Below are 24,640 nucleotides of genomic sequence, written 5' to 3'. Positions count from 1 at the left end.
GCGCAGGCTATCCGGCGCCGCCGACAGTGCGTCAGGCCCCGGCGCCGGTGTCGCCCGGCAGGTCCCGCCGCCCCCGCTGGACGACGAGCACCGCCAGGCCCGCCGCCAGCCACACCGCCCCCACCAGCTGCGCCGTCCGGGACGCCTCGACGATCACCGCGACGGTCACCGCCGCCCCGAGCACCGGCAGGACGAGGTGCTTCCACCAGTGCGGCGGGCCCTCCTGCCGCCGGACCACGAACCACCCCACCACCGACGCGTGCAGCAGGGTGAACGCCACCAGCGCCCCGACGTCGACCACGGACACCAGATGGCCGAGCCCGTCATCGCGCCGGGCCGCCCACACCGCGGCCACCAGCGTCACGGCCGCCGCCACCAGCAGGGCGGCCCGCGGGGTGCCGTCCGAGGTCCGCGCCAGCACCCGCGGCAGCCGCCGCTCCCGGGCCATTGCGAACACCAGCCGCCCGGCCGCCGCCTGCCCCGCCAGGGCGGCGAAGGCCGCCCCGACCGCCTTGCTGATCGCCACCAGGTCGTGCAGCCAGAAGCCGACCGAGGACTCCGCCGCGGTGTAGAAGGCCGGGCCCTGCCGCGCCGGATCCGCCGCCAGCTCCGCCGCGGACACCGGCATCAGCAGCGCCGCCAGCCAGCCCTGGACGACGAACAACGCCCCGGCCAGCACCAGGCAGAACAGCAGCGCCCGCGCCACCCGCTCCGATCCGCCCGTCACCTCCTCGGCGAACGAGGCGACGGCGTCGAAGCCCAGGTAGGACAGGACCGCGACCGACACCGCGCCCAGCACCGCGGCCGTGCTGAAGCCCAGCGAGCCGTCACCGGTCAGCGGTGAGAGCCAGCCGCGCCGGGGTCCGTCCTGGACCAGCACGGCCACCGCGGCCACCACGAAGACCAGCAGCACCAGCACCTCCATGACCAGCACGGCGAACCCGACCCGTGCGGCAGCCCGCACGCCCCACAGGTTCAGTGCGGTGGTCACCACGACCGCCAGGGCCGTCCACACCCACCGGGAGACCTCCGGCACCAGGGCGTTCATCGCGATGCCCGAGAAGAGGTACGCGACCGCGGGGATCAGCAGGTAGTCCAGCATCGCCATCCACCCGGCGATCAGCCCCGGACCCGCGCCCAGGCCCTTGCGGGCGTAGGTGAAGACCGAACCGGCCTGCGGGGCCACCCGCACCATCTGGGCGTAGGAGAAGGCGGTGAGGGCCATCGCCACGGTCGCCACGAGGTAGACCAGCCCGACGGCGCCGTGCGACCTGGCGTCGAGCGCGCCGAAGACCCCGACCGGGGCCATCGGGGCGATGAACAGCAGCCCGTAGACGACCAGGTCCCGGAAGCCGAGACTCCGCCGCAGGGTCGAGGGGGCCGCGGGCGCCGGGGCCCCGCCGGAATCCGTCGCGGACGCCATCAGTCCTCCGGGTGAGGGGTGGGACGTTCTTGCGGGACCCCCCCGGCCGGCCGGTGCCGAACGGGCGACGTTCGGCCTCCGGGAGACCCCCGTACGATGGAGGCTATGACTGCTCCCGCCCCTGCGCCCGCATCCCGCCGTGTCCTGCTCGCCGCGCCCCGCGGCTACTGCGCGGGCGTGGACCGAGCCGTGATCGCCGTCGAGAAAGCCCTTGAGCAGTACGGGGCGCCGGTGTACGTCCGCCACGAGATCGTGCACAACAAGTACGTCGTCCAGACCTTGGAGCGGAAGGGCGCCATCTTCGTCGAGCGGACGGAGGAGGTGCCCGAGGGCAACATCGTGATGTTCTCCGCCCACGGCGTCGCCCCGGTCGTGCACGAGGAGGCGGCGCGCGGCAGGCTCGCGACGATCGACGCGACCTGCCCGCTGGTCACCAAGGTGCACAAGGAAGCCATCCGGTACGCGAACGAGGACTTCGACATCCTCCTCATCGGCCACGAGGGCCACGAGGAGGTCATCGGCACCTCCGGCGAGGCCCCCGACCACATCACCATCGTCGACGGCCCGCACGACGTGGACAAGGTCACCGTGCGCGACGAGTCGAAGGTCGTCTGGCTCTCCCAGACCACGCTGTCCGTCGACGAGACCATGGAGACCGTCGACGCGCTGAAGACGAAGTTCCCGCTGCTCGTCTCGCCGCCCAGTGACGACATCTGCTACGCCACCTCGAACCGGCAGGCCGCCGTCAAGGTGATGGGCGCCGACTCCGACCTGGTCATCGTCGTCGGCTCGAAGAACTCCTCGAACTCGATCCGGCTGGTCGAGGTCGCCAAGGACGCGGGTGCCAAGGCCGCGCACCTCGTCGACTTCGCGAGCGAGATCGACGAGGCCTGGCTGGAGGGCGTCAGCACCGTCGGCCTCACCTCGGGCGCCTCGGTGCCGGAGGTCCTGGTCGAGGAGGTCCTGGAGTGGCTCGCCGCGCGCGGCTACGCGGACGTGGAGATCGTCAAGACGGCGGAGGAGCACATCACCTTCTCCCTGCCCAAGGAACTCCGCCGTGATCTGCGGGCCGAGGCCGCGGAACTGGTCGCCGACAAGTAGCTCGTTTCGTACGGTATGTCCATGCAGATCTTCGGCGTGGACATCGGCGGATCCGGGATCAAGGGCGCTCCCGTGGACCTGGAGCAGGGCGCCCTGGCGCAGGAGCGCCACAAAGTGCTGACACCGCAGCCGGCCACCCCCGACGGGGTGGCCGGCTGCGTCGTCGAGGTGGTGCGCCACTTCGGCTGGGACGGGCCGGTCGGGGTGACCTTCCCCGGCGTGGTCACGGGCGGCGTCACCCGCACGGCGGCCAACATGGACAAGTCCTGGATCGGTGTCGACACGGCGGCGCTACTCTCGGGCGAACTCGGCGGCCGGCCCGTCACGGTGCTGAACGACGCGGACGCGGCGGGCGTCGCGGAGATGACGTACGGCGCCGGGCGCGGGCGGAGCGGCACGGTCATCCTGCTCACCCTGGGCACGGGCATCGGGAGCGCGCTCTTCACGGACGGGCGGCTGGTGCCCAACACCGAGCTGGGCCATCTGGAGCTGAAGGGCCACGACGCGGAGACCCGGGCGTCGGTGAAGGCCAAGGAGGACGGGGACCTCACCTGGGAGCGCTGGGCGCACCGGCTGAGCAAGTACATGCAGCACGTGGAGATGCTCTTCTCCCCGGACCTCTTCATCCTCGGCGGGGGCGTCAGCCGCAAGCCGGACAAGTTCCTGTCCCTGATCGAGGGCGTCCGCGCCGAGATCGTCCCGGCCAGGCTGCAGAACAACGCGGGCATCGTCGGAGCGGCGATGGCGGCGAAGGCTGCGAGCGCGTAGGAGGTACACGCAAGGCGGCGCACGAGGAACCGGGGGAGGCCCCGGGGGAGCCGCCCTCGGTCAGGCGACGCGACGGGGGAGGCGGCGCCGGCCGATGAGCACGGCCTTGCGCACCAGCGCGATGAGGGCGGCGACGAGCGTCCCTGCGTACAGCCAGCCGGCGTGCAGGGACAGGGCGGAGACCAGCCCCATCAGCTGGCCGCCGAAGCCGCCGGAGCCGCCCGAGATGGGCCACACTCCGGCGGCGAAGGCGATGGGCACGCCGATCGGCGCGGTGATCAGGTCGGCCGGCCGCACCCAGAGCGCGGTCGCGGCCGCCACCGGTGGGAAGAGCAGCCCGTAGACGAACAGCGAGGAGTCGAAGAGCAGCCAGCAGATCCCGCCGACGAGCACCATGGAGGCGCACGCGAAGAGCCCGCCGCCCAGGCCGGTCAGCCGGGGGCGGGGCATCCGGCGCGCGGGCGCCGGACGCGGGGCGCCGCCACCCTGGGCGGGCACGCCCGTGGGCCGCGGGCCTCGGCGCTGGGCCGGGGGTCGCTGCGGGTGAGGGGCCGGTCGCGTCCTGTGTTGCTCCACTCCACCAAACTAGGCGGGAGGGCGGCTGGATCCGGGCCCGGACACGCGTACATCGACCGCCACTCATCGGAAAGTAAACTGTCCGGTGGCCCACTCCCGGGCCGCCGCCCCCTCCAGCTACGGGAAGTCGCCAACGTGTCGCTCACGATCGGAATCGTCGGCCTGCCGAATGTCGGCAAGTCGACCCTGTTCAACGCCCTGACCAAGAACGACGTGCTGGCGGCCAACTACCCGTTCGCCACCATCGAGCCGAACGTCGGCGTCGTCGGCGTCCCGGACCCGCGCCTGGCCGTCCTCGCGGGCATCTTCGGCTCGCAGCGGGTCCTCCCGGCGACCGTCGACTTCGTCGACATCGCGGGCATCGTGCGCGGTGCCTCGGAGGGCGAGGGCCTGGGCAACAAGTTCCTGGCGAACATCCGCGAGTCGGACGCCATCTGCCAGGTCATCCGGGCCTTCAAGGACGAGAACGTCGTGCACGTCGACGGCAAGGTCTCGCCGAAGGACGACATCGAGACGATCAACACCGAGCTGATCCTCGCCGACCTCCAGTCCATCGAGAAGGCGATCCCGCGCCTGACGAAGGAGTCCCGCCTCCAGAAGGACAAGGTGGCGGTCCTCGCCGCGGTCGAGTCCGCCCAGAAGATCCTGGAGGGCGGCGAGACCCTCTTCTCGAAGGGCATCACCAAGGGCACCGAGCAGGGCGACCTGCTGCACGAGCTGCACCTGCTCACGACGAAGCCCTTCCTCTACGTCTTCAACGTGGACGAGGACGAGCTGACGGACGACGCCTTCAAGGCGGAGCAGTCGGCGCTGGTCGCCCCGGCCGAGGCCATCTTCCTCAACGCCAAGCTGGAGGCTGATCTCGCCGAACTGGACGACGAGGAGGCCCTCGAACTCCTCCAGTCGGTCGGCCAGGACGAGCCGGGCCTGGCCACCCTGGGCCGCGTCGGCTTCGCCACGCTGGGCCTGCAGACCTACCTGACGGCCGGCCCGAAGGAAACCCGCGCCTGGACCATCAAGCAGGGCGCGACGGCCCCGGAGGCGGCCGGCGTGATCCACACCGACTTCCAGCGCGGCTTCATCAAGGCCGAGGTCATCTCCTTCGCGGACCTGGTCGACTGCGGCTCGGTGGCCGAGGCCCGCGCCAAGGGCAAGGCCCGTATGGAGGGCAAGGACTACGTCATGCAGGACGGCGACGTGGTGGAATTCCGCTTCAACGTGTGAGCGGATGAGGAAACACCACGTCGCTGATGTGGCAAAAATGCAGGTCAGATGGGGTTCACCTCTCCGGAGGTGGGCCCCTAGCCTTTCCCCGTGCTGGATGGGTGCTGGATCAGCTGAGCGACCATCGGCCATTTCCCCTCTCGGATGACACCAAGAGTGGTACGTTATTGAGTACCACTTGATGGGAGGGTTGAAGTCATGTCCATCACCGCGAGTGAAGCCCGCAAGGAACTGTTTCCGTTGATCAAAAAGGTCAACGAGAACCATGAGGCCATCGAGATCGTCTCCAAGCACGGCAACGCGGTGCTTGTCTCGGCCGAGGACTACACGGCGCTGCGCGAGGGGTCCTACCTGCTGCGCTCGCCAGCGAACGCCCGGCGGCTACTCAAGGCGTACGAGAACGCCCTGTCGCACATCAACGTGTCGGAGCGTGAGCTGATCGACCCCGAGTCACCGGACGCAGGTGCGGGTGCCGCGTGAGGCTCGTCTTCGAGGATCAGGGCTGGGAGGACTACACGTCCTGGCTCAAGAGCGACCGCAAGATGCTCGCCCGGATCAACAAGCTCATCGAAGATCTCAGGCGTGATCCGTTCACTGGCATCGGCAAGCCGGAGCCGCTGAAGTATCACCTGCCTGGGGCCTGGTCACGACGGATCGACGAAGAGCACCGCCTCGTCTATCTGGTGACGGAAAAGGAGATCGTCATTCTCGCTGCCCGGTATCACTACTGATCGGTGAGTGTCCGGTGTGCTGGGGCGTCTCTCCCATGCGGGGATGGCCTACTTTAGCCTCGGTTTTCGCAGGGGGGATCCCTGCGTTCGACGTTCAGTTCCGCTGTAGCCGAGTTCCGGTTCAACCATTCGTGTGGCGAAATGGAGAGTCGCTGAATGGCTGGCGGTCCGGTACTCATCCACCGCCGACCAGCGCCTCCCTCAGGGTGCCCTCGACCGGTGGCGGTGGGTGGATTCCGTGTCGCGGTCGCGGGTGCTGGGTGACCTTGCACCGTGCTGGATCGGTGCTGGATGCGCCTGCGGGAACCGTGTTTCCACAGGTGGAAGCTCCGCGTTGGAGATTCCGCTTCAACGTCTGATCGCATGTATGGAGGCGGCCTGACCTGCGGGAACGCGAGTCAGACCGTCGCGCTGTCCGCAACAGTCCGCAGAGCGGTTCGACCTGGCCTGGCTGCATTGTGCATTCGGACCGCGGCAGCGGCCCGGACTCAACCGGCCGTCGCAACACCGGGTCCTGGTTGATGGTAGATGCTCGTTCGGTCGCCTCGGCGTTCGCATGGCGAGTGGCGCTCATGGGCGCCATGACCGTGGTCTGGCCCCGTCTCTCACCAGCCGTGCCGCCATCGAGGAGCAGGCTGCCGCCCCTGCCCTTCTTGCGAGCTCGACCTCTTTGTCGTTCCGGTGAGGGATCGACAAAGAGGTGTCGATGCATACTGACGCATTGACGTAATGTTTGCGTCAATCTATGGTGAGGGCATGCTCTTCCCCACACCCGCTCTCACCGCCGAGGATCAGCGCGTTCTCGGCGAGATCGAAGATCTTCGTCGCTCGTTGCGCCTCCAGGTCCGGTCCGCTCCGGTGAAGTGGACCGAAGGGCTGCGCAAGTTCTTGACCGCCGATGCGGTGGCGGCCTCCAACTCGATCGAGGGCTTCAGAGTGTCCACGGTCGACGTCGAGGACCTGCTGGAGGGCGAGCGGGATGTCGACGTCTCCGAGGAGGATCGCGAGGAGACGCTGGCCTATCAGCGGATGATGACCTATATCCAGACGTTGCATGACGTCGCGGACTTCCGGTACAGCAAGGAGCTGCTCAATGCGCTCCACTGGATGCTGCAGGGACACCGCCACACCCCGCGGAAGCCGGCCGGTCAGTGGCGCCGTGGAGCGGTGTACGTGACAGACGCCCGCGACCCCAGCATCGCGGCATATGCGGCACCGGACGCAGCCGAGGTGCCTGCGTTGACGGGTGAACTGGTCGAATGGCTGAACACGGACGACGGCCCGCACCCGCTGGTGCGGGCCGCCATGGCGCATCTCCACCTTGTTGCCATCCATCCATGGGCGGATGGCAACGGCCGCATGTCCCGATCTCTCCAAACGCTCATGATCGCGAGACAGGGAGAACTGGCTCCCGAGTTCTCCTCGATCGAGGCTTGGCTGGGGCGCCCCGGCAATACCTGGGAGTACTACCGCGAGTTGCAGCGTCGGGGGGCCACCTACCGCCCCGACCAGGACGTCTCCGATTGGATCCGTTTCAACCTCACCGCTTACCACCAGCAAGCGCAGGCCGTACGCAATCGCCTGGATCGTTCGAGTCGGGTGTGGCTCCTGCTGGGTGAGTTCGCGGAGGGCCGGGGGCTGGACGAGAGGGTGGTTTCCGCCTTGCATGATGTGGCGATGTCCGGACGGGTGCGTCGTACACGCTACGAACGAACGGAGGACCTGAGCCTGCAGCGGGCCCAACGCGACCTGCGGGACCTGGTCGCGGGCGAGGTCCTGACACCGGTCGGCCGCACCCGTGCCCGCTTCTACACCGTCGGCCCCGCCTTTCCGGGGTCGGCTCTGGAAGCGGCCCGGACGCCGTTGGCGCTGGCTGATCCGTACACGCACTGAGAGCAACTCGCGAAACTGCCGAATCAGTCACGATGGGCGGTGCGGAACAGGCGCACTCAGGGCACGCGCAACTTGTTGCTCGCTCCGCTACCCATGGCCGGCGGAGCTGGACCCCGTCCCAGGAGCAGATGGGGCAGATCTCGTACGAGCCGGGCATCGTGCTCAGCGCGGGGTGTCCGCAGCATGGGCAGGGGTAGCGGTCGCCCACCTGGGCAGTCTCCTTGTCGTCCCGCCGGTGCGTCATGGATTTCTCGGCCTCCGCCCGCCCGGCCAGTCCGCAGCCAGTCCGCAGGACACCCGCCAACGGCCGTCGGGAGCCAACGCACGCAAACCACGAAATCCCAGGTCAGGTCCCTGCGCGGGGCTCCGCCGCAGGTCAGGATCGGGCTTTAGGCATTCCGCTTCAACGTCTCATCGCGTATCCAGACGCGGCCTGACCTGCGAGGATGCAAGTCAGGCCCTTCTGCTGTCCGCGACAGTCCGCAGAGCTGGGAGCGGCTACGTGTCGTAGACCGTGGAGCGGTGTCCGACGTGTACGACCCACACCACCAGCTCCCCGTTGTCGATCGTGTAGACGACGCGGTAGTCGCCGACCCGTAGGCGGCGGCGCTCGGGCTGGGATACGAGTGCCGTGGTGTTGAAGCCGAAGGGGTCGCTCTCCAGCTCTGTCAGTTTGGCCAGGATGCGAAGCGCCATGTCACGCGGGATCTTGCGCAGTTCGGCCTGGGCCTCGGGCCGGAACACCGTGCGATAGTCACTCACTGCGTGCCAGCGTCTCCCTCATCACGTCCTCGATCGGGACGCCGACGGCCGGGCTCGCCATGCGCTCGTCGATGATGCGGTTGATCTCACGCTCTTCCCACTCCTGGTACTTGCGCAGCACCTCGATCGAGACCACGGCGGCGACCTGCTTTCCGCGACGGGTGATGACAGTGGGCACGTCGTCGCGGTCGGCCCGTTCGACGACTTCGGCCAAGTGGGCGCGTACGTCGCGGATGGACTCTATGGGCAGCGGCTGAGTCATGCCTCAAGGGTACCGAGTGTGCCATGTGTACACAACGCGATCGCATGCACTCGTCGCCTATGTACGGAGCCAACGGCTACGACGGCGGGCTGGGTGATGTCGGGTACGCGCGGCTCGATGCGATACGTGTCGTGGGGCAGAGGGAGACCGTGCCCACTGAACGGAACATCCGCACCAGTTTCGCCTTCTACCCGCCTCAGGGCGACGGCGGAGCATGGCGTGCCACTGCCGAGTCCCCCGGAGAGGGCTCTGCGGGAGGCATTCCCTGAGCCCATCGTGGAGTACCGGATCTCGGCCATCCACAGCGTTCCCGTCCTCGATTTTGAGATCGAGCCGGCACCCGGCGTATGGATCGACGGGATGGCGTCGATGCCTCAGCCCGACTATGCCTATATCACCCTGACCGATGTGAAGGCTGGCGGAGCCGCTGTTTTCACGCGGTGGCTCCGGGGCTCCTTCGTGCCTGCACCCCACCTCGTCTGGTTCGCGAGCAGCCTCGCTGTGGCGAACGGCGAGCAGCACTGGTGGCCGCTGCCTGCCGAGGGGGCGCGACGAAGGCATCGCCGCGGAGCTGTGCGGGCACCTCGACTCCGTCGAGACCCCGTAGGCCCGTCCGCAGACAGTCCGCAGGACACCCGTAAGGCACCGTCGGGACCCAACACACGCCAACGGAGAAATGCCTGGTCAGGGCCCTGCGCGGGGCTCCGCCGCAGGTCAGGGTCGGCCTGACCTGCGAGAACGCCGGTCAGGCCGCCCTGCTGTCCGCAGGAGTCCGCAGACCTTCGGAGGTCAGACAGCGCGGATGACGGGAGCGGGCTTGACGTCCTGGGCGTCGATGAGGGCGCGGATGTCGTACGGGTCGGAGGTCCAGATGATCGCCCCGAGACTGGCAGCCATGACGACGACGGTGGCGTCGACGATGTCTGCGGTGCCGGCCTTGCCGCAGAGGATGCCCGCGGCCTTGGCGGTTTCGAAGCCCACGGGTGCGACATGGCACCCCGCGAGGAACTTGCCGAGCCTGACCTGCCGCCGGGAGTCCCGCCATGCCTGGCTGACGACCACGGAAGGCACGTGGATGTCCCTGCCGTCTTCGAGAGCCAGGCTGTGGCGAGCCCACATGCGCCGGTCGTCGTTGTCGATGGCGATCAGCGCACCGGCGTCGTACAGGTAGGGGATGTTCACGCGGACGATGCCCGCGTGCCGCTGAGGTACTCGGCATCGGCGTCGGCCATCTCGGCGCGCGCGTTGGCGAGCTCCTCCGGGGTGAAGGCGCCGTGCTCCGCCTGCCACTGCTGGATCACCGCCCGCCCGGCCCGCAGTCGCAACTCTCGTTCGGCTGCTCCGGCGACGAGCCGGGAGAGCGGGATGCCCTCCTCCTCGGCTGCGCCGGCCAGGGCGTCCACCAGGGATTCGTCGAGAGTGATCGTCACCTTCTTGGTAGCCATACTGACACCATAGCGCGGTATGGCGGAGGTCGGGGCGGGTTTCGGGCGGTGGGGTTGCCCTCGTGGGTCCGGCCGAGGAACTGCCGCGTCGTGGAGCTCGCCCTTGTTTCAGCGCTCCAAGGCCGTACGGGTCAACGCACCACTGCCGGCGGGGGTGGTGGGAGGATGCGGGGACTGCGAGAGAGGGGCGGGAAGCGTGGGGCGTGGCGAACGGGACACCGTCGCGAGGGGAGCGTGACTCCACGAGGCGGCGCAGGCAGTGGTCGGTGACCACGCCAGGGCGGCGGAGGCGGTACGGGCGGCACTGAAGCCGATCCACGATGCGGCGGTGAAGCGGGAGCTCGACGCCATTCCCGTCGCCCGGCTGCAGGACGTCACCGACGGGGGCTCGACGGCGACGTCGCGGACGCCCTCGGCGAACGGGACGCGCTGGCCGGATCGGTCGCCTTCCGCAAGGCAGTGGCCCCGGTCTATCTGCGGCGCAACCAGGAGGACGTGCTGACGGAACTCCCGAGCCTTCAGCAGGCCGACGAGTGGGAGGAGCTGAGCGCTTCGGACGAGGAGGCGTACCGCGAAGCCGTACGCGCGGGCAACGTCATGGCCATGCGCAGGGCCGCCTACATGCGCCCTGAAAAGTCGGCCAAGCTGGACCGGCTCCGGGAGATCGTTCAGGAGGCCGGCGAGAACGGGCAGAAGACGGTGGTCTTCTCCAACTTCAAGGACGTACTGGGCGTGGTGAAGAAGGCCCTCGCGGCCGGACCCTCCAGGACCACTCCGGTGTTCGGTCCGCTGACCGGCGGCGTCCCGGCCCAGCGTCGCCAAGAGATCGTCGACGACTTCGCCGGTGTCCAGGGCCCGGCGGTGCTCCCGGGGGCAGATCCAGGCAGCGGGCGTCGGCCTCAACATGCAGGCCGCCTCCGTCGTCGTCATCCGCGAACCCCAGATCAAGCCGACCATCGAACATCAGGCGGTGGCACGGCCCACCGCATGGGTCAGGTCAGGCCGGTGCGCGTGTAGCGCTCGACCACATGGCCGTAGCCGATCTCCTCGGGGCGCTGGGACGGCCGAGCGGCCGAAGGAGGAAGCCGGCAAGTCCCAGGAACGTCAGGCCGAGGCCACCGGCGCTTTCGCGGGGACCGGCCGGGTGTCTCGACGCGTTGGACTTCCGCCCGGGTCCCCGGGTCGCGGCGCGCGTACTCGACGGCCGTGGTGACCAGGCGCCGGAAGGCGTGCGCGGCCGAGGCGTCGAACCACATGCTGTCCGGTCCGCTCACGCCGTCACCCTAGCCACCTGCGTGTGTCCCGGCAGGCTGGTGCGCCGACGGTGCAGCCGCGGGATGGGAAGTTCCGGAATAAAATGGGCGTAAAGATACTCCAGGTGGGTCCGGGAGGCGTGATGTCCGTACATCCCGACGCGGCACCGCAGCGCGCGCAGCACGATCCCGAGGACACGCTCAACCAACTCGGGAGCTCCTGGCACTGGGCGCTCGGTGTCGCCCTCGCCACCCTGATCCCGGGCATCCTCGTGCTCGTCTGGCCGGACGAGACGCTGCACATCCTGGCCGTGATCATCGGATTGCAGCTCCTGGTGGCGGGCGGGTTCCGCTTCGTCGGAGCCTTCTCGCACAGCAACGACGCCGGAGGCAGCAGGCTGGCGAGCGTGCTGATCGCGGTCCTGGCCTTCCTCGCCGGCGTCCTCGTCCTGCGCCATCCGATGCAGACGATCGGCGCGCTCTCCCTGATCGTCGGAGTGTTCTGGCTGATCACCGGGCTGCTCACGGCCTACGTCTCGATCGCCGACCGCCTCCTCGTCCACCGGGGCCTGCTCTTCGGTCTGGGTGCCCTCGGCACCGTGGCCGGAATCGTCGTGCTCTGCTTCCCGGTGGACTCCGCGGTCGCCCTGACGCGCCTGCTGGGGTTGTGGCTCGTCCTGCTCGGCGTGTTCGAAGTGGTGATGGCCCTGGTGATGCGTTCCGCCACCCGCAAGGTCGCCGCGCCCAGGTAGGCCCCCAGGCTCCCCCGGGTGCCCGCCGCCCTCCCGCCGCCGTCCGGCCCCGGATCCCGCTACCTTGCGATGCAAGATAGTCGCCCACTATCTTGTGTCGCATGACAAAGGAGCGGTCGGCGACCGATGACCAGCGGCGCAGCCAGCTCCTGCGCGGAGTACTCGACCTCTGCCTGCTGTCGCTCATCGCCGAACGGCCCAGGTACGGATTCGAGTTCGCCGAGGCGCTCGCCGCCCACGGGCTGGAGCTGGTCAGTGACGGCAGCATCTATCCGCTGCTCGCCCGGATGGAGCGGGCGGGGCTCATCTCCTCGTACCGCGCGCCGTCCCCGACCGGCGGCGCCCCGCGCAAGTACTACCGGCTGACCGAGGCAGGGCGGGCCGAACTCGGCCGCGGCCGGGCCGATTGGCACGCCTTCGCCGGACCGGTAGGCCGGATCCTGACCACCGCCACGCCCTTCACGGGGGAGAACACGTCATGACGAACGCGCAGATAATCGCCGCCTGCCGCAGCAACTGGGAGTACCGCGGGATCGACGACGCGTCCGTGCGGGAGATGCTCGACGAGCTCTCCGCACACCTGGAGGACGCGGAGGCCGCGGGCCGCACCGCGCGGGACGTCGTCGGCCCCGACGTACGCACCTTCGCCGCGGCCTGGGCCCGGGCGCGCGCACCGTTCCCGCGCCGGCTGCTGCGCGCGGCCTCCATCGGCTGTTTCATCGCCGGCTGGGTCCTCCTCATGCCGTTCCTGACCCGTTGGACCACGCAGCTGGATGTGACCGCCGGCAACGTCGCCTTCTGGGCGGTTCTCGGCACGGTCACCGTCGCCTGGGAGCTGCGCCGGGGCAGTCTGGGCCTGCTGCGGAGCTGGCTGCTCGGTATCTGCGTCGCGCTGCCCGCGGCCATCCTCATCAGTCGGATCGCCGGCGACGCCACACTGTTCACACTGCCCCTGTGGGCGCCCCCGCTCCTGCTGCTTCCCGGGCTGCCGTACGCCGTCGCCGACGTACGGGCCCGTAGGAACGCCGCCGTCGAGGCCTGACGGCGGAAACCCGGGCCCCGGGTCCCGAGCTGCGGGACTCGGGGCCCGGGTTTCCGCTCCGCGGTCAGAGGCCGCGTACCGAGGCCACCGTGAAGGTGGTCGGGGTGCCCGAGCCGGGGTTCATCGGGCCGCCCCGGTCGAACTGCGAGCGGACCACCAGGACGCGTCCCGGGACGCGCGCCAGGGTCGTGGGGATCTGCAGGGACGGGTCCGTGATCGTACGGGTCAGCCTGGCGCGGGTGCCGTCCGCGCCGAGCCGCCACCGGGTCAGGGTGTTGGTGGTGTTGTGCGCCACCCGCAGCGTGCCGTCGGGGGAGAGGTCGAGGCCGTCGGCGGCCTTCAGGTCCCCACCGGTGAGGGTGACGCGGCGGACGGCGCCGGTCCGCAGGTCGACACGGTAGAGGTCGCCGGCCGTCATGTCGACGGCGAGGAGGTAGCGGCCCGTCCTGTCGGAGGTGATGCCGTTGAGGCCGAAGGTGCCGGCCGGGCGGGGGCGCAGGGCCGGGGTGAGGTCGTAGGCCTCGGTCAGGACGCCGCTGCCGGCGGCCAGCTGACGCGGGGTCACGCGATAGATCACGCCGCGGATGCTGTCGGTCAGGTACGCGGTGCCGTCCGGTGTCAGGGTCAGGTCGTTCACGAAGCGGGCGGTGGATCCCGCGGCCACCTCGAAGTGGGCCAGCCGGGTCCCGGTCGCGGTGTCGTAGACGGCCACGCCCGTGGTGGAGTCCGTGACCCACAGCCGGCCTCGGGCGTCGACCCGCAGGCCGTTGGCCGTGCGGCGGCCGTCGGTGCCGGAGGGCAGGAACACCTCGGCCTCCGCCCGGCCGGGCCGGGCGCGGTAGATGGTGCCGTCCGCGTACGAGCCGACGTAGACCGTGCGCGTGCGGGGGTCCGCGGCAATGCCCTCCGGGTAGACCTTCGCCCCGGGTAGGGAGAAGGCGGTGGAAATCCGGGCGTCGCCGCCCTCCGGGCCCGCCGTCCCGGCCGCTGCCGGAGTCGGCGCCGCCGCTCCGAGGGCGAACACCCCGGCCGCTGCCGCGACCAGGAATGACCTCGCGGCCTTCTGCTTCCGCCTCCCCCTCTCCTGCTGATTCTTCGCCGCCGGTGCCTTCGGCATGGTCTGTCGCGTCATCGCATCCCCCGATGGATGTCCTCTAGTGACTAAACGAATGCGAACCTATGTTAGAGCTCTAATGAATGCAAGGGTCATAGGATGCCGTCATGACCTCCATGGCCCCCGAGGAGCGCATCGGCTCTCATGTGAAGCGCGCCGAGCAGGCGCTTCTCGCGGCGAAGAACGCGGCCTGCAAGCCGGCCGCCGTAACGGTTCCGCAGTACGCCGCGCTGCTCTGGCTGGCCGAGAAACCCGGCATCTCCGCCGCCGCGCTCGCCCGCCTGTGCGGGGTGACGCCGCCGACCATGAACACCGTGCTGAAGAACCTCCAGGAGCGCGGGCTCATCGAGCGGACCCCGCACGAGTGGCACCGCAACGTGCTGGAGACCCGGCTCACCGGCGAGGGGCGCGCCGTCATGGAGCTCGCGGACGCGGGTGCGGTCCGGGTGGAACGGGCGCTCGCCGCCGCATTCACCGAGGAGGAAAGGGAGTTGCTCATCGAGCTGCTCGGGCGGTGCGCGGAGGTGCTCGACGCCCAGAGGTGAGAACGCGCTCGCGTGCACCGCCGCGTCCTTTTTTTGCTCGAATTTGGAACTGTGCGGGTGGTTTGCTCATCAGGACTTAGGGGAGACAAGCCGTTCTGCCCTCGGGGGCAGTCAAGACCGTTCGGAGCGAAGTTCGTGCACCAGTACCCGCAGCGCCCGCGGCCTGACGACCAGCCGTCCTACCAGGAGTACCCGCCCCAGGGGCACGGCGGACACCAGCAGCACCAGTATCCGCAGCACCAGCACCAGCAACAGCATCCGTCGTACGAGACGCCGCAGGCCGGACGGTCCCGGCGCCGCATAGGGATCAGTGCCGTGGTCGCCCTCGCGCTGCTCCTCGGTGGCGGCGGGTTCGCCGCCTGGAAGCTCGACTGGTTCTCGGGCAACGGCGAGGCCGTGACCTTCGGCAAGAACCCGTCCCCGGCCGCGGACAAGCCGGAACCGGGCACGCCGGCCGCCGAGGTCAAGCCCTCCGGCGACCCCGACGTGCTCATGCCGACGGGTCCGAAGTCGGACTTCAAGCAGACCACCAAGCTCGACGACGGCACGATCATCGCGAAGACCCGCCTCGCGGGCGCGAAGTCCGGGTTCGAAGGCGACGTGTGGGTGTGGGCTCCCAAGGAGTACGACGACCCGAAGTACGCGAAGAGCGGCTTCCCGGTGCTCATCGCCCTGCCCGGCGGCAACGGCTTCCCGGCCAACTACTGGTCCGACCGCAGCCTCGGCCTGCAGAAGGCCATCAGCGACGGCGTCCGCGCCGGCACCAGCCTGCCGTTCATCGTGATCATGCCGGTGCTCAACCCGGACGCGAAGTACTACTACGACGGCTCCGACATCCCCGGCCAGGCCAAGATGGGTACGTGGATCGCCGAGGACGTCCCGGCCTTCACCAAGGCCAACTTCCGTACCTACAAGTCCCGTGACGGCTGGGCCTTCATGGGCTCCTCCTCGGGCGCGTTCGTCGGCATGAAGACGGTCCTGCAGCATCCGGAGAAGTTCAAGGCCGTCATCGCCAGTGGCGGCGAGATCGTCCCCGACTCCCCGCTGTGGAAGGGGCACCAGGCGGAGATGGACGCGAACAACCCGGAGAAGCTCGCCCAGAAGCTGATCGACACGCAGGGACCCGAGGTCTACATCAACTTCCAGGTCGGCACCAAGGAGTCCGGGAAGGAGCGGATGGTGAAGTTCCAGCAGCAGTACGGCAAGGGGCCGGTCAAGACGACCATCCGTGACATCCAGAACGGCGAGCACAACGGCTGGCACTACGTCCGGGGCATGAAGGAAGGCTCCTTGGAGTGGATCAGCAAGGTGCTGAAGGCACCCGAGCCGGCAGCGGGCTGAGCCGGAGATCTCGGCCGGCGGGTGAGGGGCGGATGGCGGGGCGGGGCGCACCCCGCCCCGCCTCCATCCCCGTGTGCCGCTTCCCGGCGGGTGGTGCTCGCCACGTCACCCCCCGTCCCAGGCAACCCGCGCCTTCGTTGGTACCTCTGTAAAGGGTGTAAGGGGGACCGATCGGTCCGGCCCGCGCTCCGAGGCGAGCGCCGGAGAAGGAACGGGACAACAACCGTGCAGCATGACCAGCAAGGCGACGGCCGCCCCACGACCACGGGCAGCCGTCGCCCCCACCGCCTGCGCCTGCTTCTGATCAGCGGCGGTCTCGCGCTCACCCTCGCCGGGGGCGGCGCGGCAGCGTACAAGTTCGGCCTCTTCTCGGACATAGGAGATCCGGTCTCCTTCGGCAAGGTCCAGGAGAACACGGCCACCGCCTCCGAGGCTCTGCCGGAGGTGCTCATGCCCACCGGCCCGGCGGCCTCCTTCGTCCGCACCAGCAGGCTGCCCGACGGCACCCAGATCGGCAGGACCACCCTCGCGGGCAAGAAGTCCGGCTTCACAGGTGACGTGTGGGTGTGGGTGCCGAAGGAGTACGACGATCCGCGGTACGCGAGGAGCGGCTTCCCGGTTCTGATCTCGCTGCCCGGCGGCCGGGGCTATCCGACGAACTACTGGGGCACGGGCCCCGGCCTCGGCCTCCAGCAGGCGGTCGCCGACGGGGCCAAGGCGGGCAGGAGCCTGCCCTTCATCCTGATCATGCCGGTGACCAACGCCGACACCAAGCACCACTTCGACGGATCGGACATCCCCGGCCAGCCCAAGATGGGCACCTGGATGGCCGATGACGTCCCCGATTTCGCGAAGGCCAATTTCCGTACCTTCACCTCCCGCGACGGATGGGCCTTCATGGGCTCCTCGGCCGGCGGATTCAACGGCTTCAAGCAGCTCCTGAAGTACCCCGACCGGTTCAAGGCGGCCATCGCGAGCGGGACCGACATCGTGCCCGACTCCCCGCTCTGGAAGGGGAACACGCAGGCCATGGACGCGAACAATCCGGAGAAGCTCGCCGCCAAGCTGATCGACACCAAGGGTCCCGACGTCTACATCAACTTCCAGATCGGTACCAAGGAGACCGGTCGCGAGCAGGCCGAGAAGTTCATGAGGGAGTACGGCAAGGGCCCCGTGCACACTTCGCTCCAGGTGATCCAGGATGGAGAGCACAACGGAAAGTCCTATGTGCGCGGCATGAGGGAGGGCTCCCTGGAGTGGATCAGCAAGGTGATGAAGGGACCGACACCCGATCCCGGCGTGTGACGAGCACGGTGGTGAAGGGGGCATCGGTGGCCGCCGCCGCGGGCGTCGCGGCGGTGTGCGCCATGGCCTTCATGAAGGCGCCCGGCGAGCGGCCGGTGCTCCCCTTCCCCACCGTCGGCGTACTCATGGCCGGCGGCGAGCACTGGTGCACCGCGAGCGTCGTCGACAGCCCCAAGGGCAATGTCGTCGCCACCGCCGCGCACTGCGTCGCCCCCGCGGGCGAGGACGGACAGCCGGGTGAGGTGGCGCACGACGGCCTGGCCATCGGCGAGCTCTCCTTCGCCCCGGCCTTCTCCGGCGAGGGCGACGGCACCCGGCCCCTGGGGGTGTGGAAGGTCGAGGCGATCCACGTCGACGACCGCTGGACCAAGTGGGGCGAGGACACCGCCGACTTCGCGTTCCTCACCATCGAGCCCGACGAGGACGGGCGCAGCGTCCAGGAGGCCGTCGGCGGCCGCGCCGAGGCGCCCAGGCCCGAATGGACCTCCGGCTACGAGCGGGACGTCACCGTCGTCGGCTACCCGGACTCCGGGCACAACCCGGAGAACAGGCCCGTCTCCTGCACCACGCAGACCCGTCACGACGACGAGGACCCCGACATGCTGTACATGAGCTGCGCGGGTTTCTGGACGGGTACCAGCGGCAGCCCCTGGATCGCCGACCGGGGCGGGGCGGACCCCGCCGGGCACCTCATCGGGGTGCTCAGCGGCGGGGACACCGACGTGGACTCCACAGCCGCGCTGTTCGACGAGCGTGCGAAGGCGCTGTACGAGCGGGCCGCGGGGCCGTGAGCCCTTCCCGGGAGAGCGCCGCCGTCCGTTCGGTCGGCGCGGGCGTCCGGGCGTCTCAGCCCTTGAGCAGGCCGTTCAGTTCGCCGTACGGGAGCGGGCGCGCGAGCGAGCCGTAGGTGCCGTCGGTGATCAGTTCCTCGGCGGCGCGGCGGACCACCGCGTACGCGGCTTCGGCCACCCAGGAGCCGAGGCTGACGCGGGCGACCCCGAGGGCGCCGAGAGCGGCGACGGGCGGGGCATCGGGGCCGAGGAGGACGTTGAGGGGAGCGTCGATGCCCTTGGCCAGCTCGGCCACGACGGCCGGGTCGAGGACGCCGGGCACGAAGATGCCGGTGGCTCCCGCCCGGAGGTAGGAGGCGGCGCGGGCGAGGGTCTCGTCGAGGCGGGAGGCGGGATCGCCCAGGCCCTTGAGGTAGGTGTCGATCCGGGCGTTGATGTAGAGCGGGACCCCGGCGGCGTCGGCCGCGGCGCGTGCGGCCGCCAGGCGCTCGGCGTACTCGGCGGGGGCGCGGGTGCCGTCCTCGATGTTGATCCCGACCGCGCCGGCGGCGATGACGCCGGTGACGGTCTCGCCGACCGCGGCCGGGTCGGCGCCGAAGCCGCCCTCGATGTCGGCGGTGACGGGCAGGGACACGGCCGCGCTCACACGGGCGATCAGGTCGAGGGCGCGGTCGCGGGCGAGCGCGTCGCCGTCCGGGGAGCCGAGGGACCAGGCGACGCCGGCGCTGGTGGTGGCGACGGCGGCGGCCCCGGTGGCCTCCACGATCCGGGCGCTTGCGACGTCCCAGGCGTTCGCCAGGGCGAGGGGGGCGGTGGGGGTGTGCAGCGCGGTGAACGCGGTGGCTTTGGCGGCGAGGCCAACGTGGGTGTTCATGGGGTCAGTTGATCAGACCGGCGGGGCCGCGGCGCGCGGATTTCCGACATCGACCTCGGCCGGTGCGGGGCTCGGCGGATCCGGGGTCCCGCCGGTGCGTCGCCGGGTGCGGCCGCCTCGCGGGGGCGCCGCACCCGGGCCCCCGCGAAGGCCCACCCCGGGGTGTGGCGGGACGGGCCCCGGGGTGCGGGTGCTTACCGGGCCAGGCCCGTCTTGGCGCCCGCGCCGCAGAGGGGGAGGACCGCCGTACGGCCCTGCAAGGGGTCGGTCGCGGCCGCCGGGCCCACGGCCGCCCAGCAGGCGGCGGCCGTCGGCTCCACGAAGAGGCCGCGTCGGGCCAGGTCCAGCTGGGCCTCGCGCAGGCGGTCGTCCGGGACGGTGACGAAGGTGCCGCCGGAGGCTCGGACCGCGGCCAGGATCTGGCGGGCGCGCGGCGGCGCCGGGATCGCGATCCCTTCGGCCAGCGTCGGCCGCTGTGCCACCGGAGCGGCATCCTCCGCACCCGCCGCGAACGCGTCGGCGAGCGGGGACACCGCCTCGGACTGGACCGCGATCAGGGCCGGCGGCCTGACACCGCGTCGGGCCAGTTCCTGCGTGGCCAACGCGGCCCCGAGCAGCAGTGTGCCGTTGCCCACCGGGACCACCAGCGCCTCGGGCAGCCGCCGGCCCATCTCCTCCCACACCTCGTACACGTAGGTCTTGGTCCCGTGCAAGAAGTAGGGGTTGAACACGTGGCTGGCGTAGAAGACGCCGGGGGCGTCCGCCTCCTTGCGCGCCGCCAGCGCGGCGGCCTCGCGGCCGCCGGGGATCACGCGGACCACCGCCCCGTGGGCCCGCATCTGCTCGGTCTTCTTCTCCGACGTCCCTTCGGGCACGAAGATCTCGCAGTCGAGTCCGGCCCGGGCGCAGTACGCCGCTACCGATGTCCCCGCGTTGCCGCTGCTGTCCGCCACGACGCGCTGCGGCGCCAGCCGCCGGGCGAGCTCCACGAGCATCACGGCGCCCCGGTCCTTGAAGGACAGCGTCGGCATGAGGAAGTCGAGCTTGGCGTGAATCCGTTCCCCGAGCGGGATCAGCGGAGTGTGCCCTTCCGCCAGGGAGACGGAGAAAGCGCCGGGCAGAGGCAGCACCGGCCCGTACCGCCACAGCGAATTCGGTCCGGCGGAGGGTTCGAGGGCCGCGTCCGGATCCGGCGTGAAATCGAGGTCCCAGGGGCCGCCGCACAGAGGGCACCCCCAAGGAGCGGTCCGGACATCGGCGCGTGTACCGTCCTCGGAGCAGACGTAACCGGGGGGTGCGTGCGTCATGTGCTGAGCGCCTTTGGTCGGTCATGGCCGGTGTATGGCACGGATGTTACGCGTTCGTTGTCCTCGTGTCGGGTCGCGCCGGGGGTGGGTCAACCTTTCGGAGGCGGCAGCCCGTTGGGCCATCTGCTTTGTCATGGCCACGTTTGCGGGGTTCCCGTCATCCCCGCAACGCACCACCTCAGAGGAGAACCCGTCACATGCCAGTGATGCGTCACAGGCGCCGGAAGATCGCCGGTATCACCACGGTCGCGGTCCTGGCGCTGGGCGCCGCCGCACTGCCCGCTTCGGCCGTCGGCGGAGCGCGGGGCGTGGTCCAGAACGCGGGGGCTCCCGGGACCGTGCCCAACAGCTACATCGTGACCCTGAAGGACACCGCGCCCCGCTCGACCAGTGTCCGGGGCAAACTCGTCGCCAAGAAGTACGGCGCGAAGATCGACCGGACCTACAGCGCGGCCCTCAACGGCTACTCCGTCAAGGTCTCCCAGGCGCAGGCCGAGAAGCTCGCCGCCGACCCGGCCGTCCAGTCGGTCGTGCAGAACCGCACCTTCAGCGTCAGCAGCACGCAGCCGAGCCCGCCGTCCTGGGGCCTGGACCGCGTCGACCAGCGGGCCCTCCCGCTGAACCGGAGCTACGGCTACCCGGACGCCGCGGGCGAGGGCGTCACCGCGTACGTCATCGACACCGGTGTCCGCATCACCCACCAGGACTTCGGCGGTCGCGCCTCCTACGGCTACGACGCCATCGACAACGACAACACCGCCCAGGACGGCCACGGCCACGGCACGCACGTCGCCGGCACCGTCGCCGGATCGGCCCACGGCGTGGCCAAGAAGGCCAAGATCGTCGGCGTCCGCGTCCTCGACAACAACGGCTTCGGCACGACCGCCCAGGTCGTCGCGGGCATCGACTGGGTGACCCGCAACGCCGTCAAGCCCGCCGTCGCCAACATGTCGCTCGGCGGCGGCGCGGACACCGCGCTGGACACGGCCGTCCGCAACTCCATAGCCTCCGGCATCACCTACGCCGTGGCCGCGGGCAACGAGTCCGCCAACGCCTCCACCAAGTCACCGGCACGCGTCGCCGAGGCCATCACCGTCGGCGCCACCACCAGCTCCGACGCCAGGGCGAGCTACTCCAACTACGGTCCTGCCCTGGACCTCTTCGCGCCGGGCTCCGCCATCACCTCCGCGTGGAGCACGAGCGACTACGCGACCAACACCATCAACGGGACTTCGATGGCCACGCCGCACGTCGCGGGTGCGGCCGCCGTCTACCTCTCGCAGAACCCGGCCAGCACCCCGGCGCAGGTGGCCACGGCGCTGATCGGCTCCGCCACCTCGAACACGGTGAGCGGGCCCGGCACCGGTTCGCCGAACCGCCTGCTCCACGTCACCGCCCTGGGCCCCGTCCCGCCGGGCAAGCGGTTCGAGAACACCGCCGACCACGCGATCAACGACAACGCCACCGTCGAGTCCCCGATCACCGTCAGCGGTGTCGTCGGCAGCGCCCCGACGACGTTGAAGGTCCCGATCGACATCAAGCACACGTACATCGGCGACCTGAAGGTGGATCTGGTCGCGCCGGACGGCACCGTCTACACCCTGCACAACCGCACCAACGGGGGCGCCGTCAACATCATCAGGACCTTCACCGTGAACGCCTCCTCCGAGACGGCGCCGAACGGCACGTGGAAGCTCCGGGTGAACGACAACGCCACCGGCGACACCGGGAAGATCGACTCCTGGGCCCTCCAGTTCTGAGGAGCCCGGTCGGCGGTGCGTGAGCCGTAGGGGAACAGCGGGGGCGACCGATGGACGGTCGCCCCCGCTGCGTACTATTCGCGCATCCGTTCGCGCCCGCCGCGGTGCCTCCTGGCACCCCGCGATGCCCTCTGCCACCTGCGATGGAGTCCGACCCCTTGAGCATCCCGCCGAGTCCTCCTCCCGGATCGGGCCACTCCTGGCCCCCGCCGTCGCCGCAGCAGGGATGGGGATGGGGGTCGCCGCTCGGCCAGGGGCAGCAGCCGCCGTCGCTCAACGGGTTCGCGCTCGCCTCGCTGCTCGCCGGACTGCTGTGCTTTCCGCCCCTCGGCATCGCCTTCGGCATCGCGGCGCTGGTGCAGATCGCGAGGAAGGGGGACACGGGCAGGGCCCTGGCGATCACGGGGCTCGTGGTCTCCGTCGTGATGACCGGTGTGATGGTGTTCGCCCTCGGCCGGCTGGTGGAGACGGTCCCCGGCCGGCTGGACAGGCCGACCGGTTACGACGAGGTCGAGGGCGAACTGAGGGACATCGACGACCTGAAGGCGGGCGACTGCTTCAACGTCCCCGGCGGGGACCTGTTCGACGAGCGGCCCCTCACGTACGCGGTCGACTGCTCCCGCGTGCACCACGGCGAGGTCACCGCGTCGATGACGGTGGGCACCGCGGACGCACCCGGCTCGGCGGAGGCCGACCGGGCGTCGGAGGACGCCTGCTGGAAGGCCCAGGACCAGTACGCGATGGACACCTGGGCGCTGCCCGAGTTCGCGGAGATGTTCTACTTCGCGCCGTCGCGTGCGTCGTGGCGCCAGGGGGACCGGCGCCTGATCTGCGTGATCGGCACGGCGGAGGAGGAGTGGAGCGGCAGCCTGCGGCGGGACGCGGGCATGCTCCGGCCGGAGCAGGCGGCCTTCCTGCGGGCGGCCAACGGCGTGGAGTTCGTCATGAGCAGGCCGCCCGACGAGGACGTCGAGGACGCGCTCCACCGCTACGGGGCGTGGGCCCGCGAGATGGATGCGGTGCTGGGCGAGGAGGCGAAGGTCCTCCAGCAGGACGCGACCCGGCCGGGGCTGGAGAAGATCGTGCCGGTGCAGCTCAAGGAGATCGAAGTGGCCCGCGCGGCCTGGCAGGGCGCCTCTCGGGCGAAGACGGCGGCGGAGTTCGACCGGCTGTGGGACCGGGCGATGGCCGCGATGTCCCTGGAGACGGAGCGGGCGCTGCGCGGTGCGTACGGACTGTCGACCCAGATCCCGCGGTGGCTGGAGGAGGACCAGCAGAGCACACAGGACCCGGAGGGCGGGCCCGGCCGGGCGCCCTCGTCGGAGGCGGTGTGACGCTGCCGGGGTAACGCGCGGTAACGGGTTTGAGTGACCTGGCTTCATCACTTCGGGTGAAACCCTGGCCCTTGCTTGCGGTCCACAACCATCGGTTGCCAGGCTGTTGCTGTCTGTCAACCTGATGGGAGTGCCAGTGACTTTCGGTGAGCAGCCGGCCTATCTGCGCGTGGCCGGGGATCTTCGGCGGCAGATCGTCGACGGCTCTCTGCCCCCGCACGCCCGGCTTCCCTCCCAGGCCCGCATCCGCGAGGAGTACGGCGTCTCCGACACCGTGGCCCTGGAGGCGCGCAAGGTCCTCATGGCGGAGGGGCTCGTCGAGGGCCGGTCCGGGTCTGGTACGTACGTGCGCGAGCAGCCGGTGCCGCGGCGGGTGGCCCGCTCCGGCTACCGCGCGGGCGGTGCCTCGACGCCGTTTCGCCAGGAGCAGGCCGACTCCGGCGCGCGGGGGACGTGGGAGTCGAGCAGCGAACAGGCGGACGCGCCCGCGGAGATCGCGAAGCGGCTCGGCATCGAGCCCGGCGAGCGGGTGATGCGGACGCGGTACGTCTTCCGGGACGCGGGTGAGGTGATGATGCTCTCGACCTCCTGGGAGCCCCTCGCGGTGACCGGACGGACCCCGGTGATGCTGCCTGAGGAGGGACCGCTGGGCGGCTCCGGGGTGGTCGATCGGATGGCCGCGATCGATGTCGTCGTCGACAACGTGGTGGAGGACGTCGGTGCGCGGCCGGGGCTGGCCGAGGAGCTCAGCCTGCTCGGCGGGGTGCCGGGGCACGTGGTGCTGGTGATCGGCCGCACCTACTTCGCCTCCGGCCGTGCCGTGGAGACGGCTGACGTGGTCGTCCCGGCGGACCGCTACCGCCTCTCCTACCACCTGCCGGTGCGCTGAGGGCGCTCCCGTGGTCCCCCTGGCCCGCGCGGCGGCGGTTGCGGCTCCTCGCCCCGCTGTCGGGCCGCCCGCATCCGCCCCGTAGGGGCGTGCCGCTCCGCCCCGCCACGCACCCACCTGCCCGATGCCGTCCGAGCCGTGCGCCGAT

The 24,640-nt window shown here is 70.4% G+C and carries 25 protein-coding genes and 2 pseudogenes; 17 read left to right on the top strand and 10 right to left on the bottom strand.

Annotated features, from left to right (window positions below):
- Positions 1-31: 31 nt before the first annotated feature.
- Complete coding sequence (locus AW27_RS11520; RefSeq protein WP_037919433.1) at positions 32-1,423, bottom strand: APC family permease; 1,392 nt, start codon at positions 1,421-1,423, stop codon at positions 32-34.
- Between the two features lie 96 nt (positions 1,424-1,519).
- Here AW27_RS11520 and AW27_RS11515 point away from each other — a divergent pair, with 96 nt between their 5' ends.
- Together AW27_RS11515 and ppgK are read left to right on the top strand one after the other, a co-directional pair.
- Positions 1,520-2,524, top strand: a complete 1,005-nt coding sequence (locus AW27_RS11515; RefSeq protein WP_037919436.1) for a 4-hydroxy-3-methylbut-2-enyl diphosphate reductase — start codon at positions 1,520-1,522, stop codon at positions 2,522-2,524.
- A gap of 21 nt (positions 2,525-2,545) precedes the next feature.
- Positions 2,546-3,292 carry a polyphosphate--glucose phosphotransferase gene (gene ppgK / locus AW27_RS11510; protein WP_037919985.1) on the top strand — a complete coding sequence of 249 codons (747 nt, stop codon included), beginning with the start codon at positions 2,546-2,548 and terminating at the stop codon, positions 3,290-3,292.
- Between the two features lie 60 nt (positions 3,293-3,352).
- Here the strand turns inward: ppgK and AW27_RS11505 are convergent, their stop codons facing one another.
- Positions 3,353-3,868, bottom strand: a complete 516-nt coding sequence (locus AW27_RS11505; protein ID WP_037919439.1) for a DUF6542 domain-containing protein — start codon at positions 3,866-3,868, stop codon at positions 3,353-3,355.
- Positions 3,869-4,003: 135 nt separating this feature from the next.
- On the opposite strand from AW27_RS11505, the gene ychF reads away from it, so the two are divergent.
- The 4 genes from ychF to AW27_RS11485 all read left to right on the top strand — a co-directional run bounded on the left by ychF (position 4,004) and on the right by AW27_RS11485 (position 7,716).
- Entirely contained in the window at positions 4,004-5,092 is a 1,089-nt protein-coding gene (ychF, locus tag AW27_RS11500; protein WP_037919440.1) for a redox-regulated ATPase YchF, read from the top strand.
- Positions 5,093-5,290: 198 nt separating this feature from the next.
- On the top strand, positions 5,291-5,572 hold the full coding sequence (locus AW27_RS11495) for a type II toxin-antitoxin system Phd/YefM family antitoxin (RefSeq protein ID WP_037919441.1): 282 nt from the start codon (positions 5,291-5,293) through the stop codon (positions 5,570-5,572).
- Positions 5,569-5,823, top strand: coding sequence for a Txe/YoeB family addiction module toxin (locus AW27_RS11490; protein ID WP_037919443.1), 255 nt, complete (start codon positions 5,569-5,571; stop codon positions 5,821-5,823). The genes AW27_RS11495 and AW27_RS11490 overlap by 4 nt, the downstream gene beginning before the upstream one ends.
- Before the next feature lie 756 nt (positions 5,824-6,579).
- Positions 6,580-7,716: a Fic family protein gene (locus AW27_RS11485; protein WP_037919986.1), complete on the top strand. Its 1,137-nt coding sequence runs from the start codon at positions 6,580-6,582 to the stop codon at positions 7,714-7,716.
- A gap of 100 nt (positions 7,717-7,816) precedes the next feature.
- Here AW27_RS11485 and AW27_RS34400 read toward each other — a convergent pair.
- The 5 genes and pseudogenes from AW27_RS34400 to AW27_RS11465 form a co-directional block, all read right to left on the bottom strand.
- Positions 7,817-7,960: pseudogene (locus AW27_RS34400) on the bottom strand (CPCC family cysteine-rich protein); the annotation flags it as partial.
- 254 nt (positions 7,961-8,214) lie between these two features.
- Entirely contained in the window at positions 8,215-8,478 is a 264-nt protein-coding gene (locus AW27_RS11480) for a type II toxin-antitoxin system RelE family toxin (protein WP_030207783.1), read from the bottom strand.
- Positions 8,471-8,740, bottom strand: coding sequence for a type II toxin-antitoxin system Phd/YefM family antitoxin (locus AW27_RS11475; RefSeq protein WP_030774626.1), 270 nt, complete (start codon positions 8,738-8,740; stop codon positions 8,471-8,473). Before AW27_RS11475 ends, AW27_RS11480 begins: the two co-directional genes overlap by 8 nt.
- Positions 8,741-9,529: 789 nt before the next feature.
- Positions 9,530-9,922 (bottom strand): PIN domain-containing protein, encoded by a 393-nt coding sequence (locus AW27_RS11470; protein ID WP_037919447.1) that lies wholly within the window; start codon positions 9,920-9,922, stop codon positions 9,530-9,532.
- Positions 9,919-10,185, bottom strand: a complete 267-nt coding sequence (locus tag AW27_RS11465) for a hypothetical protein (RefSeq protein WP_037919449.1) — start codon at positions 10,183-10,185, stop codon at positions 9,919-9,921. Before AW27_RS11465 ends, AW27_RS11470 begins: the two co-directional genes overlap by 4 nt.
- 381 nt (positions 10,186-10,566) lie before the next feature.
- On the opposite strand from AW27_RS11465, the pseudogene AW27_RS11460 reads away from it, so the two are divergent.
- The 4 genes and pseudogenes from AW27_RS11460 to AW27_RS11445 all read left to right on the top strand — a co-directional run.
- Positions 10,567-11,199: pseudogene (locus AW27_RS11460) on the top strand (helicase-related protein); the annotation flags it as partial.
- Positions 11,200-11,581: 382 nt separating this feature from the next.
- Positions 11,582-12,190: an HdeD family acid-resistance protein gene (locus AW27_RS11455; protein ID WP_037919461.1), complete on the top strand. Its 609-nt coding sequence runs from the start codon at positions 11,582-11,584 to the stop codon at positions 12,188-12,190.
- A 101-nt stretch (positions 12,191-12,291) separates the two neighbouring features.
- Entirely contained in the window at positions 12,292-12,672 is a 381-nt protein-coding gene (locus AW27_RS11450; RefSeq protein WP_037919463.1) for a PadR family transcriptional regulator, read from the top strand.
- Positions 12,669-13,232 carry a hypothetical protein gene (locus AW27_RS11445; RefSeq protein ID WP_037919465.1) on the top strand — a complete coding sequence of 188 codons (564 nt, stop codon included), beginning with the start codon at positions 12,669-12,671 and terminating at the stop codon, positions 13,230-13,232. Before AW27_RS11450 ends, AW27_RS11445 begins: the two co-directional genes overlap by 4 nt.
- A gap of 64 nt (positions 13,233-13,296) precedes the next feature.
- Here AW27_RS11445 and AW27_RS11440 read toward each other — a convergent pair whose 3' ends face one another.
- The gene (locus AW27_RS11440; protein ID WP_078556146.1) at positions 13,297-14,349 is read right to left on the bottom strand and encodes an SMP-30/gluconolactonase/LRE family protein; all 1,053 of its coding nucleotides are present in this window, start codon (positions 14,347-14,349) and stop codon (positions 13,297-13,299) included.
- 104 nt (positions 14,350-14,453) lie between these two features.
- On the opposite strand from AW27_RS11440, the gene AW27_RS11435 reads away from it, so the two are divergent.
- The 4 genes from AW27_RS11435 to AW27_RS11420 all read left to right on the top strand — a co-directional run bounded on the left by AW27_RS11435 (position 14,454) and on the right by AW27_RS11420 (position 18,328).
- Positions 14,454-14,891 carry a MarR family winged helix-turn-helix transcriptional regulator gene (locus tag AW27_RS11435; RefSeq protein WP_172671286.1) on the top strand — a complete coding sequence of 146 codons (438 nt, stop codon included), beginning with the start codon at positions 14,454-14,456 and terminating at the stop codon, positions 14,889-14,891.
- A 135-nt stretch (positions 14,892-15,026) separates the two neighbouring features.
- Positions 15,027-16,232, top strand: a complete 1,206-nt coding sequence (locus AW27_RS11430; protein ID WP_078556148.1) for an alpha/beta hydrolase — start codon at positions 15,027-15,029, stop codon at positions 16,230-16,232.
- A gap of 225 nt (positions 16,233-16,457) precedes the next feature.
- Complete coding sequence (locus tag AW27_RS11425) at positions 16,458-17,537, top strand: alpha/beta hydrolase (protein WP_037919467.1); 1,080 nt, start codon at positions 16,458-16,460, stop codon at positions 17,535-17,537.
- A 26-nt stretch (positions 17,538-17,563) separates the two neighbouring features.
- Complete coding sequence (locus AW27_RS11420; protein ID WP_304949863.1) at positions 17,564-18,328, top strand: trypsin-like serine peptidase; 765 nt, start codon at positions 17,564-17,566, stop codon at positions 18,326-18,328.
- A gap of 55 nt (positions 18,329-18,383) precedes the next feature.
- Here AW27_RS11420 and AW27_RS11415 read toward each other — a convergent pair whose 3' ends face one another.
- Entirely contained in the window at positions 18,384-19,202 is an 819-nt protein-coding gene (locus AW27_RS11415) for an isocitrate lyase/PEP mutase family protein (RefSeq protein WP_037919470.1), read from the bottom strand.
- Positions 19,203-19,396: 194 nt separating this feature from the next.
- Entirely contained in the window at positions 19,397-20,509 is a 1,113-nt protein-coding gene (locus AW27_RS11410; RefSeq protein ID WP_037919471.1) for a threonine synthase, read from the bottom strand.
- 197 nt (positions 20,510-20,706) lie between these two features.
- On the opposite strand from AW27_RS11410, the gene AW27_RS11405 reads away from it, so the two are divergent.
- The 3 genes from AW27_RS11405 (at position 20,707) to AW27_RS11395 (ending at position 24,492) form a co-directional block, all read left to right on the top strand.
- Positions 20,707-22,269, top strand: coding sequence for a S8 family peptidase (locus tag AW27_RS11405; protein WP_037919472.1), 1,563 nt, complete (start codon positions 20,707-20,709; stop codon positions 22,267-22,269).
- Positions 22,270-22,427: 158 nt separating this feature from the next.
- Positions 22,428-23,603, top strand: a complete 1,176-nt coding sequence (locus AW27_RS11400; RefSeq protein WP_037919474.1) for a DUF4190 domain-containing protein — start codon at positions 22,428-22,430, stop codon at positions 23,601-23,603.
- A gap of 136 nt (positions 23,604-23,739) precedes the next feature.
- Positions 23,740-24,492, top strand: coding sequence for a GntR family transcriptional regulator (locus tag AW27_RS11395; RefSeq protein ID WP_037919476.1), 753 nt, complete (start codon positions 23,740-23,742; stop codon positions 24,490-24,492).
- Positions 24,493-24,640 lie beyond the last annotated feature (148 nt).

This window comes from Streptomyces sp. PCS3-D2 (assembly GCF_000612545.2).
Taxonomy (GTDB): domain Bacteria; phylum Actinomycetota; class Actinomycetes; order Streptomycetales; family Streptomycetaceae; genus Streptomyces.
This window is presented reverse-complemented; position numbering and strand designations above follow the sequence as displayed.

Bases quoted from the DNA above. Each gene is read 5' to 3' on its own strand.
- AW27_RS11450 (WP_037919463.1), top strand. From the start codon at position 12,292: ATGACAAAGGAGCGGTCGGCGACCGATGACCAGCGGCGCAGCCAGCTC.
- AW27_RS11405 (WP_037919472.1), top strand. From the start codon at position 20,707: ATGCCAGTGATGCGTCACAGGCGCCGGAAGATCGCCGGTATCACCACG.
- AW27_RS11445 (WP_037919465.1), top strand. From the start codon at position 12,669: ATGACGAACGCGCAGATAATCGCCGCCTGCCGCAGCAACTGGGAGTAC.
- AW27_RS11415 (WP_037919470.1), bottom strand. From the start codon at position 19,202: ATGAACACCCACGTTGGCCTCGCCGCCAAAGCCACCGCGTTCACCGCG.
- AW27_RS11515 (WP_037919436.1), top strand. From the start codon at position 1,520: ATGGAGGCTATGACTGCTCCCGCCCCTGCGCCCGCATCCCGCCGTGTC.
- AW27_RS11440 (WP_078556146.1), bottom strand. From the start codon at position 14,349: ATGCCGAAGGCACCGGCGGCGAAGAATCAGCAGGAGAGGGGGAGGCGG.
- AW27_RS11520 (WP_037919433.1), bottom strand. From the start codon at position 1,423: ATGGCGTCCGCGACGGATTCCGGCGGGGCCCCGGCGCCCGCGGCCCCC.
- ppgK (WP_037919985.1), top strand. From the start codon at position 2,546: ATGCAGATCTTCGGCGTGGACATCGGCGGATCCGGGATCAAGGGCGCT.
- AW27_RS11410 (WP_037919471.1), bottom strand. From the start codon at position 20,509: ATGACGCACGCACCCCCCGGTTACGTCTGCTCCGAGGACGGTACACGC.
- AW27_RS11465 (WP_037919449.1), bottom strand. From the start codon at position 10,185: ATGGCTACCAAGAAGGTGACGATCACTCTCGACGAATCCCTGGTGGAC.
- AW27_RS11455 (WP_037919461.1), top strand. From the start codon at position 11,582: ATGTCCGTACATCCCGACGCGGCACCGCAGCGCGCGCAGCACGATCCC.
- AW27_RS11435 (WP_172671286.1), top strand. From the start codon at position 14,454: ATGACCTCCATGGCCCCCGAGGAGCGCATCGGCTCTCATGTGAAGCGC.
- AW27_RS11485 (WP_037919986.1), top strand. From the start codon at position 6,580: ATGCTCTTCCCCACACCCGCTCTCACCGCCGAGGATCAGCGCGTTCTC.
- AW27_RS11495 (WP_037919441.1), top strand. From the start codon at position 5,291: ATGTCCATCACCGCGAGTGAAGCCCGCAAGGAACTGTTTCCGTTGATC.
- AW27_RS11475 (WP_030774626.1), bottom strand. From the start codon at position 8,740: ATGACTCAGCCGCTGCCCATAGAGTCCATCCGCGACGTACGCGCCCAC.